This window comes from Actinosynnema sp. NPDC023794 (assembly GCF_040639675.1).
Taxonomy (GTDB): domain Bacteria; phylum Actinomycetota; class Actinomycetes; order Mycobacteriales; family Pseudonocardiaceae; genus Actinosynnema; species Actinosynnema luteola.
In genome coordinates this window covers 78,366-93,338 of sequence record NZ_JBFAFR010000020.1, presented here as the reverse complement: position 1 = coordinate 93,338, position 14,973 = coordinate 78,366, and the positions used below count along the sequence as shown (strand labels likewise).

Here is a 14,973-nt window from a genome sequence, read left to right as displayed (position 1 = left end):
GACCACTCGATCAGGCTGTGCAGTGCGGCGACGGGAGCAAGTAGCCGTTCCAGAGTTGCTGCGCCGTTGCGCGGTGCACGCCCGACTGCTCGGTGATGCGGGCCGGCGACCGTTCGGCCGCGCGGCGGGTCATGATCAGCCTCCGAGCGTGCGAGGTGCTGCGGGCGTTACCGCGCACCTGCACGGGCGACCCGACACGCCGTCAACAACCTGTTCAGTCGCTGAACGGTAGTCTCGTCCGAACGTCTTCGACCGTGTTCGTGCAGGTCACACCACGAGCTTGAGCTTACGGAGGTCGTCATCAGTTCTGAGCGTGATCGACCGCGGCGGGCTTTGACCAACTACAAGACCTTGTTGGTGTCGCTGCTCGCGGCACTGGTGGGGCTTGCCCTCCTCTGGATCGCTAACGGCGTGGACGCGATCAGGGGCAACCCCGCTTTGCAGGGCATCCTCAACAACCTCGGGGGTGCCATCATCACCGGCGTGGCGCTGATGATCTTGTGGGAGCTGGTGAGCAAGCGCTCCTTCGCCCGTGAGGTGCTGGAGAACACCAAGTTCGCCAACGACATCGAGCGGTCCGGGGTGACCCGGATCGGCACGAACTACCTCAGGGACGCGGACTGGGATGTTCTCTTCCGGCAGGCCACCAAGCTGGACATCTTCCTGGCGTACGGGCAGACCTGGCGCAACAACAACCACGACAACCTGCGCAGCCTCGCCGCTCGCAAGAAGTCGAGGATTCGGGTGTACTTACCGGACCCGGACGACGTGGGCACGGTGCGCAATCTCGCTGAACGGTTCAGCTTGACCGAATTTCAAATGATCGACCGGATCACCCAGGCCCGCAAGGACTTCGAAGCCTTGTCGAAGCCGGGCGGCGCCGATGTTTTCGTCTACTACCGAATCGGCGATTCGCTGTTCAGTGCGTACCGGTTCGACAGGACGGCGATCGTGACCCTTTATGCTCACCGCAGGGAGCGCGGTGGTGTGCCGACGATCGTGTGCAGCGAGCCCGGCTCGCTCTACGACTTCGTGCGTGAGGACATCGACGCGATCCAGAAGCAGAGCAGGCTTGTTTTCCCGTCTACCGGTGAAGAGGAGTCGCGCAGTGCGACGTCGGGTTCAGACAGGTGACATCACCGGTGCGCAGCTGGCGGAGTTGCGCACCGGTGGTGCACCTGTCGCCTGGGACATCGAAACCTCCGGCCTTGACTGGAAGAACGATCAGATCGCGACGTGTCAGGTGCACAACGGCTCGGTCGGCACCTTGATCGTGCAGGTCGACGGCACGCGTCCGGAGAATCTCAGCGCCCTGTTGGAAGACCCTGGTGTTGTGAAGGTCTTCCACCACGCACCGTTCGACCTCCGCTTCATGACCCACCACTGGGATGTGTCACCGGCCCGGGTGGGCTGCACCAAGGTGGCTTCCCGCTTGCTCAACCCGGCGAAAGCGGGTTCGGCGTACAGCCTGCAGTCACTCCTGTTGGAATATCTCGATGTCGTTATCAGTAAGGAGCAGCGCACCAGCGACTGGCGGGCATCGGAACTTTCAGTGGCGCAGATCGAGTACGCCGCGCGGGACGTGGAGTACCTGCTTCCACTGCACGCGACCTTGATGCGGCTGCTGGGCGAGATGGATCGCCTTGAGTACTATCGCAAGTGTTGTGATTTCCTTCCCACGCACGTGCTTCTTCAGACGCTGGGGTGGGAGGACGTGTTCGCCTACTAATCGCCCATTTCTGAGCTGGAGCGGTTGGAAACGCTTCGGTGCGAATAGTGAACCCCTGGTAGTGGGATCTTGTCGAAGCGCTGCTCTGGCAGTGTGAGGGTCAGGGGTTCGAGTCCCCTCAGCTCCACAATCGAATACAGCATACGAATCGCCCGCTGACCTGCGGTAATGCAGGTGGCGGGCGATCTTGCTTTTCCGTCCACTGTGGACTGCGGTGGCCGAGCTGGAGCAAATCTGGAGCAGGCGGTCGCCCCACACGAAATGTTGTCAGCGTTGTGCTCCAGGTCTCTGTGACCCGGCCGGGTGGTTCTGCCCGGCGACTTTTCGGCGCCCGTAGCGGCCGCCGATGCCAGGCTCCGTTGTACCGACCCTGCAATGGTCCCGAACGGCCGTCAACGGGCGCGGCGTTGGCCGAGCGGTTCGCGCAACGACCGGTGTCGCCGTGTGTGCCGAACATGTGTGACCCGCAGTGCGGGCCGAGTTGTGGCCCGGCGTGCAACCCTGCGGGCAACTGCACGTCCAAGGGGAAATGCGTCCCGACCGAGTACTGATCAAGGACAGCCCATGCTTGCCCGCCGCGCGTACATCCCCGACGACCTACTGCCCTCCGGTCTTCCGGATTCACGACCGTGGCCGCTCACCGTGCCGTGCGTGGCGCAGATGGCCGAGGAAGGCATGGTCTTCGAGCGGCCGATCACCTTCCTGGTCGGGGAGAACGGTTCGGGGAAGTCGACCCTGGTCGAGGCGTTCGCCGAGGCATGGGGACTGGACGCGCGCGGCGGGCGAGCGGGTCGCAAGTACGTCAACGACCGGCCGAAAACGGCGCTGGGTGACCTGCTCCAATGGGAGACCACGGCGGCGGGCTCCCGGCACAAGAGCGGGCCGCGGACCAAGCGCCGGGGGTACTTCCTGCGGGCCGAGACGGCGTTCGGGTTCATGGACGCCGTCAGCGGCATGCGCGGCTACTGGGAAGAGGACACCAGGGAGATGAGCCACGGCGAGGGCTTCCTCACCGTGCTGGCGAACATGTTCCGTGAACCCGGCTTCTACCTCATGGACGAACCCGAGGCGGCGCTGTCGTTCACGTCCTGCCTACGGCTGGTCAACCTCCTGTACGACCTCGGTGAATCGGGGGCGCAGGTGATCTGCGCGACGCACTCGCCGGTCCTGGCCGCCACGCCGGGCGCCGACATCATCGAAGTGGGCGACCACGGGTTCCGGCGGACGAAGTGGGAAGACCTCGCACTGGTCGACCACTGGCGCCGGTACATGAACAACCCGGCCGCCTATCTGCGATACGTCACCGAACAGTGAAAGGGGGCGAGGTGCCGGTCGACACCAGCGAAGCCGACGCGCGGTTCCGGCAGTGGATGCGCGGCAACCTCGACCGCGCTGCCGAACACTTCGGCGTGGTCGTAACCGGGGACCCGCTTTTCGGCTGGCACGACCGGTCGATCAGCACCCCCGTCCGTAAGGGCGACACTGAGTACTGGCTACGCGTCGTGTCAGAGGACAAGCAGTGGATCGACGGCGACTTCTGGACGGGCAACCTCGACGCGAACGTCCTCGCAGACCTCGCCAAACCCCGCGTTCTGGACGTGGTCGAGTGGGAGGAATGGCGACAGCAACGCGCCGAACTCATGACCCGCATGCCTGGTCAACCTTGCTCACCCACCGACGCACTGCGCACCGAGGTCGACCTGTCCGACGAGTGGTGGGCCGAGCTGCGCCGCACCACCAACACCGTCGCGGCGACACCGACCGCGCGCGTCAACAGCAGCCAGGACAAGATCACCGACCGGATCGTGCAACGCTTCGGCGACGCCGTCGACCCCACCGTGCCCGAATGGGAGACCGTCCACGGCGATGTCCACTGGGCAAACCTGCTGCGTCCACGGTTCGGCCTGCTCGACTGGGAATGGTGGGGACGCGGACCCGCGGGCACCGACGCGGCGACCCTGCTGTGCTACAGCCTCCTGACGCCCAAGATCGCGCAGCGAGTACACGACGTTTACGCCGACATCCTCGACACGGACACGGACACGGACACGGACACGGGTCGGTTCGCGCAGCTCTACACCATCGCCCGGCTGTCGCGTCGAATCGGCGGCGGCGAGTTCCCCGACCTCGCCGAACCGCTCGAAAGACACGCGCGAACGTTGCTCGGTCACTGAGAATCGCCTTTCACGATAGGTGGTCTTCTCGCGAAGGCGGTCGGCGGAGAAGGCCTTCCCGTCGAGGACCACGTGGCCCAGTCCCTCGTCCTCGGCGCGTCGCAGGGCGTCGTGCGGGTCAGGGGCTTGGCCGGCGAGCACGGTGACGGCCTCGTCGTGGTAGCGGTGTGCGCGGTGGCCCTGCTGATGCCGAATTTGGCGCTTGCCGTAGTAAAGAGGCAAGGGGCGTCCACTGCCGCTTGGTCGAGGGCGTCGGCGTTGATGCGGCCGGTGGCGATCATGTCGGAGTGTTCGTTCGTCGCGCATGTCGCTTCCGCCTGCGCCATATGAATTGAAGGGCGGGCAGCTCAGCCGGGCCGACCGTTGGTGGGTTTGGGCGTACATCACGGTTCGGCGCGGCTGCGGGTGGCCAGGATGTCGGTCAGGACCTCGCCGAGGGTGGCTTCGGAGTGCATGGTGACCGGCTCGTCGGCGTGGTCGTCGCCGTTGAAGTGATAGATGAGGAGACCATGCATGGGCTATGCCATCCTGCGCCATGTGCTGTCGCCGACATCGATGACGGCCTTGTCCCAGCGGTCTTGGAGGCACTGGAGCAGGCGGCTGGTGACTTCGGGGGCGACGTGGGAGTAGGTGCGTTGGACGGGGTCTTTGAGGATGTGGCCGAGTCGGAGTGATTGGGCGATCTCGGGGATGGTGTCGGCGATCATCCAGGTCTTGTGGCTGTGGCGCAGGCCGTGGAAGGTCAGGCCGGGCTTGACCGGCTGGAGGCGCAGGACGGCGCGGGGCTGGTTGAGGTTGCCGTCGGCGGCGGGGCGCAGGGCGCGTTTGCTGAAGTTGCTGCGGCGCTGGAGCGCACCTTCGGGAGTGGTGAAGACGTGCGGGTGGACGTGGTGGTCCAGGTGCGCCCGCAGGAGTCGGACGAGTGAGGGGTTGAGGGTGATGGTGCGAGCGGAGGCGTGGGTCTTGGGCGGCCCGAGCCAGAGCTTGCCGCCGGCGGATTCGTGCAGGGCACCGTTCTGGGGGTCGATGACGAGGAAGCCGGTGTCGTCGTCGAAGAGGTGGAGGTTGTGGCGTTGCAGGCCGGTGAGTTCGCCCCAGCGTGCGCCGGTCCAGCCTGCGGTGATGAGGAGCACTGCTCCGACGGGTCCGTAGAAGGCGGCGACTTGGTCGGCGATGCGCAGCACCTCGGCGGGCTCGGCCCAGACTTTCTCGGGGATGCGGGCGGCATGGTTGCGGCGTCCGCGGCGTCGGGGCCGGATGGGGTTGGCGATGATGAGCTTGTCCTCGGCAGCGTCGGTGAGGATCTGGGAGAGCAGCTTGACGAACCCGGTGACGGTCACCGGTGACAGGTGTCCGGCGCGCAGCTGCTTGGCCCAGGCCTGGACCTTGAGGTTGGTGATGTCAGCCAGGGCGGTGTCGCCCCAGCGGGGCAGGATGTGGTTGCGCACGATGCTGCGGTAGTTGTCCTCGGTGCGGGTGTCGACGTCGAGGGCGTCCCACCAGTCGGTGAGCCACTCCTCCAGGGTCGTGCGGCCGCCGGTGGGGTCGAGCCAGGTGCCGCGACGTTGGTCGGATTCGAGGTCGTTGGCGTGGTCCTGGGCGGCTTTCTCGCTCCTGAAACCGGGGATGGACCCGATGGTGCCGTCGTCGCGGCGGAACCGGACGCGCCAGTGGTTGCTTCCCGACTGCTCCACCCAAGCCATGTGTGCTGTCCTTTCCCGGCGGTGGTGTGATGGTCACGGCGTGACAGGAGGATGAACGCTCCAGTGGCCGAGCAATGCAAGCGTTGCGGCACAGGAACTTTCGTCAGTCTCGAAAGGACTTGTGGTGTCTGGCTGGCGGTCGCGTGGAGCGTGCCGGGCGGGCACCGGCGTGGGCGATCGAGGTCAGGTCGGCGGGGGAGAAGCGCAGGTGCTTGCCGAGGAAGGTGCACGGGATCTCCCGGCGTCCGGCTTTGCGGCGAAGCCACGACTCGCGGACGGCCAGCAGCGCTGCCGCTTCAGCGGGAGTGTGCAGCAGGCGGGAGGTATCGAGATCTGGACGGGACACGGAGCCCTCCGGAGGCGAACGAGTGCGGTGGACACTCCAGAACTCCGAAATAGGGGTCGCCAGGGGACGCGTGCCGACCAAGGTCCTTCGCGGGTTCCACCGGACGGGTGACACAGGAAGGCTGCCTGGGCAGGCACGAGCCTCTTGTCAACCTGGTACTACGCCATAACTTGAGGTCAAGGGGTCGCAGGTTCAAATCCTGTAGTCCCGACGGTCTGAAGAAGCCCGCTCGATCTGGATAAGGGCCCAGGTCAGCGGGTTCTTCGTGCGATGGTGTCGGTCTTGAATTGGTCACGAAACGGTAATGTTGCGATCTTGATGAATGGTGTTCAGGAGCGAAATCAGGAGCGGGTCGCTCCAGATCTTTGACCGACGCCAAATGGGGTCGTCCCAACGGGTGAATCTGCCGAATCGACGTCAAGCAACACCTGTTGGTGTGAACCGCTTTCAAGGTGCGTCGAGAGTCCTCGGCGGGTCCTGACCTGCTGATACGGCCGCCTGGCGACCTGAACCGACGCGGTTGGACACAGACTGCGGATCACAGGCCCACGATCGCTGCGGTGGCAATGGCACGGCGCTGAAGCAGCGCACATCGGCCCGTTCGACTGTCACGTCGAAGGCACTGCGGTGACTGCCCCGTAGGTGACGTCCACGCCGCCACCGAATGGCCGGGGTTCAGCATGTCGAAGGGCTGCGCAGGTTCAAATCCCCAGGAGGCCACCAACCTGCGCGAGATCGTTCTGCGGAGGGCGGGACCTCGGGCGGGAGTACCAAAGGATGGGAACAGCGCTGACCAGCGGTTTCACGCAGGCAGCCTGGTGGTGGAGTCAAGTTTCGGGCTGTCCGCGCCCGAGTAGCACCCGTTGGGGGCAGGGCTCCGACCCGTCCCCAACGGGGCGTTGGGGCATGAGTCCCAGCGCTGCCCCGGTAGACGTCCGGGGCGCCCAGTCGCAGGACAGGTCTAGGACGTTGCCGAACTCGAAGTTTGAGGTGTGCGCGACGACCGTGTCGATGATCAACGTGATGGCGCGAACGACTCGGTCGTCGGCAACCAGCCCTACGTCAACAACCTCCCGCCGTCCATCCCGAACCTGTCCACCACCAGGAACGCCTTGCCCAGCTCGTTGAGCGTCAGTTCCAGCCGCCAGAAGTCCACCTCACCAGCGCCATTGGCGTAGGGCCGCAGGCCCTGTGCCAACCTGCCGCTGCGCCACTCGTCGAAGTCCTCGGTGACGAAGCGGTCACCCTCGTTGTCGTAGATGACGCACTCAGCCTCGTACTGGTCGTACTCCGCGTCCTCGTAGGTTTCCTCGTGCACGTGCACGTCCGCCCACGCGAACAGCCGCGGCACCACCTCGGCGTAGCTCGCCAAGCCGAGAAACACGCCCCAACTGGCCAGCTCCTCAGGCTTCTCGCCGTCCTCGTTGTCCACGCCCAGCGAGATGGAGCCGCGTCCGGACGTCTTGTTGATCCACTCCTCAATATCCACCACCAGCCGCTTGCCATTGGCCGCCAGCTTCATCCACGGCTTTGCCAGCTGCAGATGGCGGATACGCAGAACGTATGGGTCGCCCTCGGCGGCCTCGCGCAGCCTGTCCGCCGCGCTTGCATCCAGTACCTGGGCTTCCGGCACCAGCAGCTTCCAACCGCCCGTTGACGTTGCCTGGAGCGTCTGGCGGTTCACCAGCTGCCAGTGGCAGCGCTTGGTCTCCGGGTGGTACAGCACCACGGCCACCGGCAGGGAGTGGTTGAGCCAGTAGGCCACATGCTCAGCATCCGGCCGGAACCACCAGCCCCTTGGCCCAGTCTCCCGGAACCAGCTCATCCCTCCCTTGATCTGCAGGGCCAGTAGGCGCCCGCGCACGTTCTCGCCGTCGACAACCTCGGCATGCGCGTCAATCCCGTAGTCCTCGGTCGGCTGCTCGCGGAACAACCAACCCAGCTCGTCCTGGATGGCCAGCTGGGTATGGGTCACTCCCTCGCTGGCGACCCTGGCGGAAGGCTTGCGTCGCATCCCGACATCCTCCCAGCTCGCCATCACGGCAAGCCATCTCAGATGTCACCAATCCGTGCAGCAGACCCGAACGCTCGCCGCGAGAACAAGGTGTCGCCCGCCAACAACCACTGCTGATTGGTACTGTTGTCGGCGCTCAGTCCGATCTAATCGCTGGGATTCACATACCGGGTCACCAAAGTATACAAACTTAAGGCGTCACTGGTCTCCAGTCCAGTCAGTACAGGTGACCAGTGATGCCTCAGGGCACCATTTCACTCAGAGATGACACACCGAACAACCAGCCTCATCGTCGTCGGTATCGAGTGCGTCGGACAGCACTTCGAGGAGTGGCCGATTGGGCTTGATCCGCTTGGATGCACGCTCCAAGGCCGCCGTGTGCTTCGCCTCGATCTCGTTCTTGCGGTCGATGAGTTCGTGCAGGGATTCTCCCTGAGACCAGGTGTAGTTGCGTCCCTCCATAGCGGTGTGGCGGTATCGGACCTTCTCCTCGTAGGCGACCGCCTTTTCGAACAGTTCGGGGTGTCGTTCCTTGAGTCCTACCCATTCGTGCTTGCGCTGGAAGAAGCAGAAGTAGCAGCCGGAGCGAGTCCGCCACTCGTAGTAGCCAGGGAGGCCGATGCCGGCTTCGTCGAGGATGCGCATTACGCCGTCCTTGTCGATGCCGTCCTCGCGGAAAGGGAAGACCGCTTCGATGTTGGGCTTGGTGCTGACGTAGCCGAGCCGGTTCTCGTCGGCGCGGATCGCTACGTAGGAGATGACCTCGTCGTCGCCAACCCACTCTTCCAATGGCTTGATCTTGAGGTTCTTTGTGCACCAGCGCATCTGCGGACTGGGCAGCGTTCCCTGGTAGACCTCCATCCAATGGTCGAAGTCGCGGGATGCGTTGAGGCGAGCGATCGACTTTCCGAGTGCTGCCTCGAGGCGATTGAGGTACTCGTAGGTTTCTGGGAGCTCGGCACCGGTGTCGCAGAAGAAGTACTCCATCTCCGGCACCCTGTCTCGCATGTAGATGGCCAGAGCTGAGGAGTCCTTCCCTCCCGAGATACCTAGTACGTGCCGCACCTTCGAGCTGTTCGCGCCTGTCATGACTGCTCCTTCGTCTCTGGTGCGACGGTCGTCGCCTCGGCCACTCGCTGCGCGAGTGCGGCGAGCAAGATCCGCGCGCCGTCGGGCCCGAGTGCCTTCTCGGCCCTCTTCAAGGCGTCTGCGGCGAGGTTCTCTGCCTTTGCGCGGCTGCGCGTGGGCATGTAGATCAGTGTGCGGTGCTCGACACCTGCCTTATCCGTCAAGGTCAACAGCTGCGCCTCCAGGTTTTCTTCCTGAGCGCTTGCATCGGTCGTGCGGTGCAGGTGACCGACTCGGTCCAGTGCTGCTGCCATCTCGCGTGCCCGGCGGGGGAACATCGCGGCTTCACGATCATCCCAGTCACCAAGAGCATTATTGGTCAGGCGGACAACGATCGGGTCAAGCCAGTCTTCGTCGGACAAACTGTCACTGAGTGCGAAGTCGACGAAGCCTTTCAGCTCCGCACTCAGCGCGACGTCGGCGAAGCCGCGGAGGCGTGCGGCGAGAGTGGAGCGCAGTTCGTGCAATTCGCTGGGAAGACGGAACTCGTGTGCCAGAGTCTCAACAACCTTGGCGCGGAGCTTGCTGTCGATGGCAGCAATTTCGTCGACAGCCGCAGTCAGCCTGGTGACGTACTCATCAACGGCCGCAGCGTCCGCTCGGGCAGCCGGACCGATTGGCCCAAGACCGAGTGCCTTGGGCAGGGCATTGAAGAGCAAGTCGTCCGGATCTTGGGAGCCAACCAACGCCTTACGCACGGCGAGTGCGTCGGACGAGACCTGCTTGGTCTGTCGTGCGTACTTATTGAGAACCATAACGCGTTCCAGCAGCGCACGGGTGACCGACAGCATGTCGGGGTTGCGCAACGCCTGCGATCGGGCGGGCTCAACCTTGAGTGATACCAGGAGCTTCTTGACAACACTGGCGCGCTGCCCGGAGCTGACCGGCGTGTACTTGACCTGGAAGCGGCTCGGTACCTTCTCCAGACGTTCGACAATGTCTTGGGTCAGGCGGGGAAGATACGTCCCTTCCTCGAACAGCGCTACATCGTGCCTCCTGATCAACAGCGCGGTAACGACGAGCAGGGGCCAGACACCGGCCTTCACACCGAACGGCGGGCTCATCACGACGCGAACAACGTGATCGAGCGAGGTACGTTCGGTTGCCTCGGTGAGGGCCCGCTGCAGCGCCTCCCACGCCGGCTTGGCGTACCTCTCAGAATCCTTGTCGCCTGGTGCCGAGAAGCCGTACGGAAAAAGGCTGTCGCTGGTCTGTTCCGCCTGAACTGCGCCGTTCTGCCGGTGCAGACCGAGATAGGCCAGCACGCCGCGATACATGGCACGCTCAGGACCATACTTGTCGGTGGGGAAGCCAAGGTCCTGCTTGCCCGAGGAAGTCAACATCGCGTCGAGAAGATCGCTGCGTGCTCGGGCGGCCTGGCTGGTAAGCGCATGCCGGCCAAGCATCTCGTTGCGGATATGTGGCGTCTGCGAGTAGACCTCGTCGCATACCCGTGACACGAGGCCGCTCAGGCTGCGCGCCGTCAACTGCGCGGTGTCGGGATCCCGGTCGGCAGACAGGCCTGCATGCCACGTACTCCAGGTGGCTTCAGTCGCCGGTGGGTAGAACGCTGCTTGGAAGATCTCTCGGAATGTGGCTTCGGCCTGGATGGCACGATCCGTGACTTCCCTGAGTGCTACGTGATCGAGCGCCTGCTCCTGGAGCTCTTTGAGCGCGACGAGATGCGTGGCCGCGCTGAGCACGATGTCAGGGTTGAGGGTTGTACCGAATACGACGGGCAATGTCGAGTCCAAGACGGGTCGCTTCGTCGGCGTGCCGAGATGAAAGACCACGAGACCGTCGGCCGGTCCGGTCATCTCGTCGGGCGCGTCGATGTGGTTCGTCTCCGGTCCGCTGACGGCGGTAACGAACACGCGCAGCATCCCGGTCACCTGGCTGTGGCGACCTGCGACGACTGAAGAGGGGACATAGGCGCTCAATCGCTGAATCACCGACGCTTCGTCGAGATGACTGGTGATCTCCTTGAGCCGCCCGTCGATGTCGACGTCGGTGCCCTGCCACAAGCGGTACTCGCCGCTGAATTCGCGGTAGACGAGGAAGCCGCGACGAACGAGATCGGAAACCTGTTCTTCCAGCGCGACGTAGGCGGCTGCGTCGACAAGATCATGTGGATCACGCAAAGCAAAATGGATCATTTCGCTGGTGGCACTGAGGGCGCCATCGGCGTCGATCAGGTTCAGCACGCCAATGGTTTTCAGCAAGTCCTGGTCAGGGTCGGGAAGGCCATTGGCATCCCTGATGCGCGCGTCGATCTCGATCCAGCGGCTCGCGTTCGGGGATGCGAGCAGGGAGGTGCGGCCGGCGTTGAGGAAGTAGTCGTACAGCTGTGGAAGTCGTACGGTGCTGGCGCGTTCGGCGTCGGTCCGGGAGTGGGCGGTCAGGGCGTCGCGGACAGTGTTGGGCTCTCCGCTGCTGAGGAAGCCTGACAGGCTGCGGTCGTGCTGGCCGATCTGAGCGGCGAGGATGGGTGCGGCGATCGCGGTCAGTGGGTGCAGTGGATAGAGGTCGGCGAAGTCCTTGCTGTCGAGCTCGGCGAGGATATTGAGGCCGTGTTCTTTCCATTCACGGGCTGCAGCATCCGCACACATTTGGATCAGCGCTTCGCCAGCCGGATTGACGGCAGAGTGGTCGAGCCGTCGGCGTAGCAGTTGCAGGGAGTCGCCGTGGTGCGGAACGAAAGTGATGTCTTCGAATCGTCCCTGGATCTTGGCCCACTCGCGGGTCTCTAGGTCGCTTGTCCGGGACGCATAGTCCAAAAAGGACAAGTGCTGCAGGGTTAGCAAGTATACGGGTAGTCCGTTAGGGCCGGCGCAGTGCTCGGCGAGTTCCTGAAGGAGGAACAGGTCGTGCTCGGGACTGGCGAACTCGCTGTGCCCGGCGAGGTGTTCGAGCGTTTTGCCGAACTCATCGATGATCAGCAGCAGTGGTTGCTCGGCAGTCATGGCCGTGATCGCGGCCATGATTTGCTTTGCTCCGGTGACCGCGGAATCGGTGCAGTTAGCGAGAGCCGTCGCAATGGGCTTGGGGACGCGTTTGCCCCATCGCCTGGCGGCCGCGGTCTCCAACGCCCGTGCCAGGGTGGAGACAAGCGGTTCGCGTCGCGCCGTAGCCACGGCTCCGAGGAAGCCCGTGCTGGTCCGCTCAGCACGGGCTGCGGCGAGACGTTGCGCCAGGGCGGGACTTGTGCCAGCGAGAATGCACTCCGCTTCGTCGCGGCGCGAGTCATCGTGGCCGAGCAAGGCATCGATCAAGTTGGACAGGGTTGACTTGCCGGAGCCGTAAGGACCGGTGAACGACCAGGCGCGGGTGCGTCGCAGGTCGGCGATTGCGCTGGTAATCCGCTCCAGCACGTCCACGGCCCGTGCACCAATGTAGGGCGACTGCAGGGCATCGCGGACGTCGCGCTCAAGGTTGGTGGAGCGCATCTGGGAGCCGACCAGCGCGATGCCGGCGGGAAACTCCGGGACGGCCGTACGGATGTCCCTGGAGGGCGGCGACGGGGCGGCGACGGTCACGCGATCTCCTCGATGAGAGCAAGCGGCTGGTGCTTCTGCTGCTGCGACTCGGCCATCGCGACCTTCGCGAGCATCGGGTATTTCTGGTCCCATTCCCGACGGGTCGGGAAGCCTGGACGGCGGGTGACGTAGCCGTACTGCTCGTCGAGCACATCCCAGGCCAGAACGAACGGGTTGCCAGTGAAGGACATGCTGCGCTGGCCGACCGCGTCGACTCGGCTGATGTCCGCGCGCTCTGCGGCGACCCTGTCCAGTGCCGCGGCAATTTCAGGTTCCCTGACGCGGAATGCCCTACCTGGTCCGCCCGGCTCGTTAGCGAGCCGGGCCAGAGAGATAGATCCGGAGCTGCTGGTATCGCGAGCCGCGTAATCCAAACAGGCGTAGACGAGCACGCTCGCGGGAAGCGAGTTACGGGTGCCGGTGGTGAACTGCCACTGCTGGTTTCCGCGGCTACCCACGGGCGTGAGAAGGTCGAGTTCGCGGAACGGGCAGGCCAGCAGATCTTCGAAGTTGGACTTGGCCCCGGTCTTCGTATCGGTGGTCCGCGCTGCGAGCTGCTCGGCCGGGGTGCGGGCGTACATCTTGGTGAGGCAATCCACGTCCTTGGTGACGGACGCCTCGACAGGACCTTCGGGGAACGAGAAGTTCACGTGGCGCATGACGACCTGGGTCATCTCGGCGACCGAGAACCGTGAGAATGGTGCGAGGTGGAACGCGGTGTACCAGGTCGGTGCCCAGCACTTGGCGCCTGGCCGGGACGATACCAGCCACCAGTGCAGCAACCAGAGGCTTCCCGGATCCTCGAGGTAGGGATCGGCGCCGTCTTCGTCGAGCAGCCAGCGCGCTTCCCAGGTCGGGGAGGCGATGTGGGCCTTGGTCTTGCCGTCCTCGCTCAGGTGTTCGCGGGTGAGCTTGAACGCTTTGGACCAGTAGCGCATGGCATTGACCATGTTCTTGCCCACGCCGAGCTCAACCGGCGCGTCCTCGGCGATAAAGGTGCCAGGGTTGTCTTTCACCCGCATGTACGCCTTGTGCAACCAGCCGAAGCGCGGTGCGAAGGTTTCGTGGCGCGCGAAGCTGGAGTGTGCTGCTGCCGCGAGCCTGGTGTCTGCCATGCGGGGGACCTCTCGGTGTCCATGCGGAATGGTTGTATGTCGTGGTGTTCGTTCAAGCTCAGCCTGGAGTTGGCGTGCAGGCATCCATCGAGGCCCGGACCAGCTTGACGGCGTGCGCGGTCGCCTCCGCGGCCTGCATGACGTGGTCCTCGGTCGTGGCGTAGCCCAACGAGAAGCGCAGTGTGCAGTCGGCGTCGTGTCGGTTGATCCCCATGGCGAGCAGGACATGGCTAGGGCTCGGTGCTCCTGATGCGCAGGCACTCCCGTCGGACACCGCCACGTGTGGCATCGCAGCCATCACGGCATCTGCGGGAGCACCGGGGAAGGTAATGCTGCTGACTCCCGGCAGTCGAGCAACTCGGTACCCGTTCACCTTGCACCCGTCGATGGATGCCATGACGGCATGCTCGAGTAAGTCACGCAACCGGCCGATGCGGACTGCTTCCTCGGCGAGGCTGCGGTGCACGGCGGCGGCAGCGGCTCCTACCCCCGCGATGCCAGGCACATTCAGTGTGCCAGCGCGCCAACCTCGTTCCTGTCCACCACCGGTGAGTTGAGGCCGGAACGGAATCGACGCGGTCCGGCGCACGAACAATGCTCCGACCCCTTGAGGACCGCCGAATTTATGCGCCGACAAGGACAGCAGGTCGACATCGAGGTCGTCGAGATCGATCCTCAGGCGACCGACCATCTGTGTCGCATCGGTGTGGACAAGAGCTCCCACAGCATGAGCTGCGGTGACCACGGGCGCGAGGTCGGTGAGAACACCGGTTTCGTTGTTCGCCGCCATGAGCGACACCAGCCCAACATCGCCGTGGCCCAGCGTGTTCTCCAGAGCGGCTAGATCCACCAGCCCGTCAGCGTCAACTTCAAGCAGGATCAGCGAGCCAGGTTGATCTGCAGTCAGGTCGCGGGCCGTTTCGAGCACTGCCGGATGCTCGACGTTGGTCGTGACCAGCCGGCGTCCGCTAGAGTGCGCCGCGCGAAGCGCCAGGTTGTTGGCTTCCGTCGCGCCGGATGTAAAGATGATCTCGCCGGGTGAGCAGTTCAGCAGTTCGGCCACCTGCCGACGGGCGCTGTCGACGCGTTGCGCAGCGCTTTGGCCAGGCAGGTGCATGCTTGAGGCATTGCCCACATAGTGCATTGCGTCGACCACGGCAGCGAGCGCTTCGGGACGGGTGGGTGCCGTCGCGTTGTAGTCGAGGTAGATCACCGGCGACTGCTCCAA

Annotated in this window: 12 protein-coding genes; 4 read left to right on the top strand and 8 right to left on the bottom strand. The window is 64.4% G+C overall.

All coding sequences use genetic code 11. The annotated features are described in order from the left end of the window. Positions 1 to 333: 333 nt before the first annotated feature. From AB0H12_RS31280 to AB0H12_RS31265, 4 genes are all read left to right on the top strand, one after another. The gene (locus tag AB0H12_RS31280; protein ID WP_499627830.1) at positions 334 to 1,134 is read left to right on the top strand and encodes a hypothetical protein; all 801 of its coding nucleotides are present in this window, start codon (positions 334 to 336) and stop codon (positions 1,132 to 1,134) included. Beyond that, positions 1,109 to 1,729 carry a ribonuclease D gene (locus AB0H12_RS31275; RefSeq protein WP_499627828.1) on the top strand — a complete coding sequence of 207 codons (621 nt, stop codon included), beginning with the start codon at positions 1,109 to 1,111 and terminating at the stop codon, positions 1,727 to 1,729. Before AB0H12_RS31280 ends, AB0H12_RS31275 begins: the two co-directional genes overlap by 26 nt. 564 nt (positions 1,730 to 2,293) lie before the next feature. Beyond that, complete coding sequence (locus AB0H12_RS31270; protein WP_499627826.1) at positions 2,294 to 3,043, top strand: AAA family ATPase; 750 nt, start codon at positions 2,294 to 2,296, stop codon at positions 3,041 to 3,043. A 56-nt stretch (positions 3,044 to 3,099) separates the two neighbouring features. Next, positions 3,100 to 3,903, top strand: coding sequence for an aminoglycoside phosphotransferase (locus tag AB0H12_RS31265; RefSeq protein ID WP_499627940.1), 804 nt, complete (start codon positions 3,100 to 3,102; stop codon positions 3,901 to 3,903). A gap of 383 nt (positions 3,904 to 4,286) precedes the next feature. Here the strand turns inward: AB0H12_RS31265 and AB0H12_RS31260 are convergent, their stop codons facing one another. From AB0H12_RS31260 to AB0H12_RS31225, 8 genes are all read right to left on the bottom strand, one after another. Next, positions 4,287 to 4,418, bottom strand: a complete 132-nt coding sequence (locus AB0H12_RS31260) for a hypothetical protein (protein ID WP_499627824.1) — start codon at positions 4,416 to 4,418, stop codon at positions 4,287 to 4,289. Between the two features lie 3 nt (positions 4,419 to 4,421). Beyond that, positions 4,422 to 5,606, bottom strand: a complete 1,185-nt coding sequence (locus AB0H12_RS31255; protein ID WP_499627822.1) for a tyrosine-type recombinase/integrase — start codon at positions 5,604 to 5,606, stop codon at positions 4,422 to 4,424. A gap of 103 nt (positions 5,607 to 5,709) precedes the next feature. Beyond that, complete coding sequence (locus AB0H12_RS31250; RefSeq protein ID WP_499627821.1) at positions 5,710 to 5,952, bottom strand: helix-turn-helix domain-containing protein; 243 nt, start codon at positions 5,950 to 5,952, stop codon at positions 5,710 to 5,712. A 1,057-nt stretch (positions 5,953 to 7,009) separates the two neighbouring features. Beyond that, positions 7,010 to 7,966, bottom strand: a complete 957-nt coding sequence (locus tag AB0H12_RS31245) for a DUF4365 domain-containing protein (RefSeq protein WP_499627818.1) — start codon at positions 7,964 to 7,966, stop codon at positions 7,010 to 7,012. A gap of 258 nt (positions 7,967 to 8,224) precedes the next feature. Then, positions 8,225 to 9,055, bottom strand: a complete 831-nt coding sequence (locus tag AB0H12_RS31240; RefSeq protein ID WP_499627816.1) for a phosphoadenosine phosphosulfate reductase domain-containing protein — start codon at positions 9,053 to 9,055, stop codon at positions 8,225 to 8,227. After that, on the bottom strand, positions 9,052 to 12,630 hold the full coding sequence (locus AB0H12_RS31235) for an ATP-binding protein (protein ID WP_499627814.1): 3,579 nt from the start codon (positions 12,628 to 12,630) through the stop codon (positions 9,052 to 9,054). Before AB0H12_RS31235 ends, AB0H12_RS31240 begins: the two co-directional genes overlap by 4 nt. Next, entirely contained in the window at positions 12,627 to 13,745 is a 1,119-nt protein-coding gene (locus tag AB0H12_RS31230) for a DUF4007 family protein (protein ID WP_499627812.1), read from the bottom strand. The genes AB0H12_RS31235 and AB0H12_RS31230 overlap by 4 nt, the downstream gene beginning before the upstream one ends. Before the next feature lie 58 nt (positions 13,746 to 13,803). After that, positions 13,804 to 14,958 carry a cysteine desulfurase family protein gene (locus AB0H12_RS31225; RefSeq protein ID WP_499627810.1) on the bottom strand — a complete coding sequence of 385 codons (1,155 nt, stop codon included), beginning with the start codon at positions 14,956 to 14,958 and terminating at the stop codon, positions 13,804 to 13,806. Positions 14,959 to 14,973: the final 15 nt, after the last annotated feature.

Excerpts from the sequence above, each read along its gene's own strand:
- AB0H12_RS31270 (WP_499627826.1), top strand. The coding sequence starts at position 2,294 with ATGCTTGCCCGCCGCGCGTACATCCCCGACGACCTACTGCCCTCCGGT.
- AB0H12_RS31265 (WP_499627940.1), top strand. The coding sequence starts at position 3,100 with ATGCGCGGCAACCTCGACCGCGCTGCCGAACACTTCGGCGTGGTCGTA.
- AB0H12_RS31260 (WP_499627824.1), bottom strand. The coding sequence starts at position 4,418 with ATGCATGGTCTCCTCATCTATCACTTCAACGGCGACGACCACGCCGAC.
- AB0H12_RS31255 (WP_499627822.1), bottom strand. The coding sequence starts at position 5,606 with ATGGCTTGGGTGGAGCAGTCGGGAAGCAACCACTGGCGCGTCCGGTTC.
- AB0H12_RS31245 (WP_499627818.1), bottom strand. The coding sequence starts at position 7,966 with ATGCGACGCAAGCCTTCCGCCAGGGTCGCCAGCGAGGGAGTGACCCAT.
- AB0H12_RS31240 (WP_499627816.1), bottom strand. The coding sequence starts at position 9,055 with ATGACAGGCGCGAACAGCTCGAAGGTGCGGCACGTACTAGGTATCTCG.
- AB0H12_RS31230 (WP_499627812.1), bottom strand. The coding sequence starts at position 13,745 with ATGGCAGACACCAGGCTCGCGGCAGCAGCACACTCCAGCTTCGCGCGC.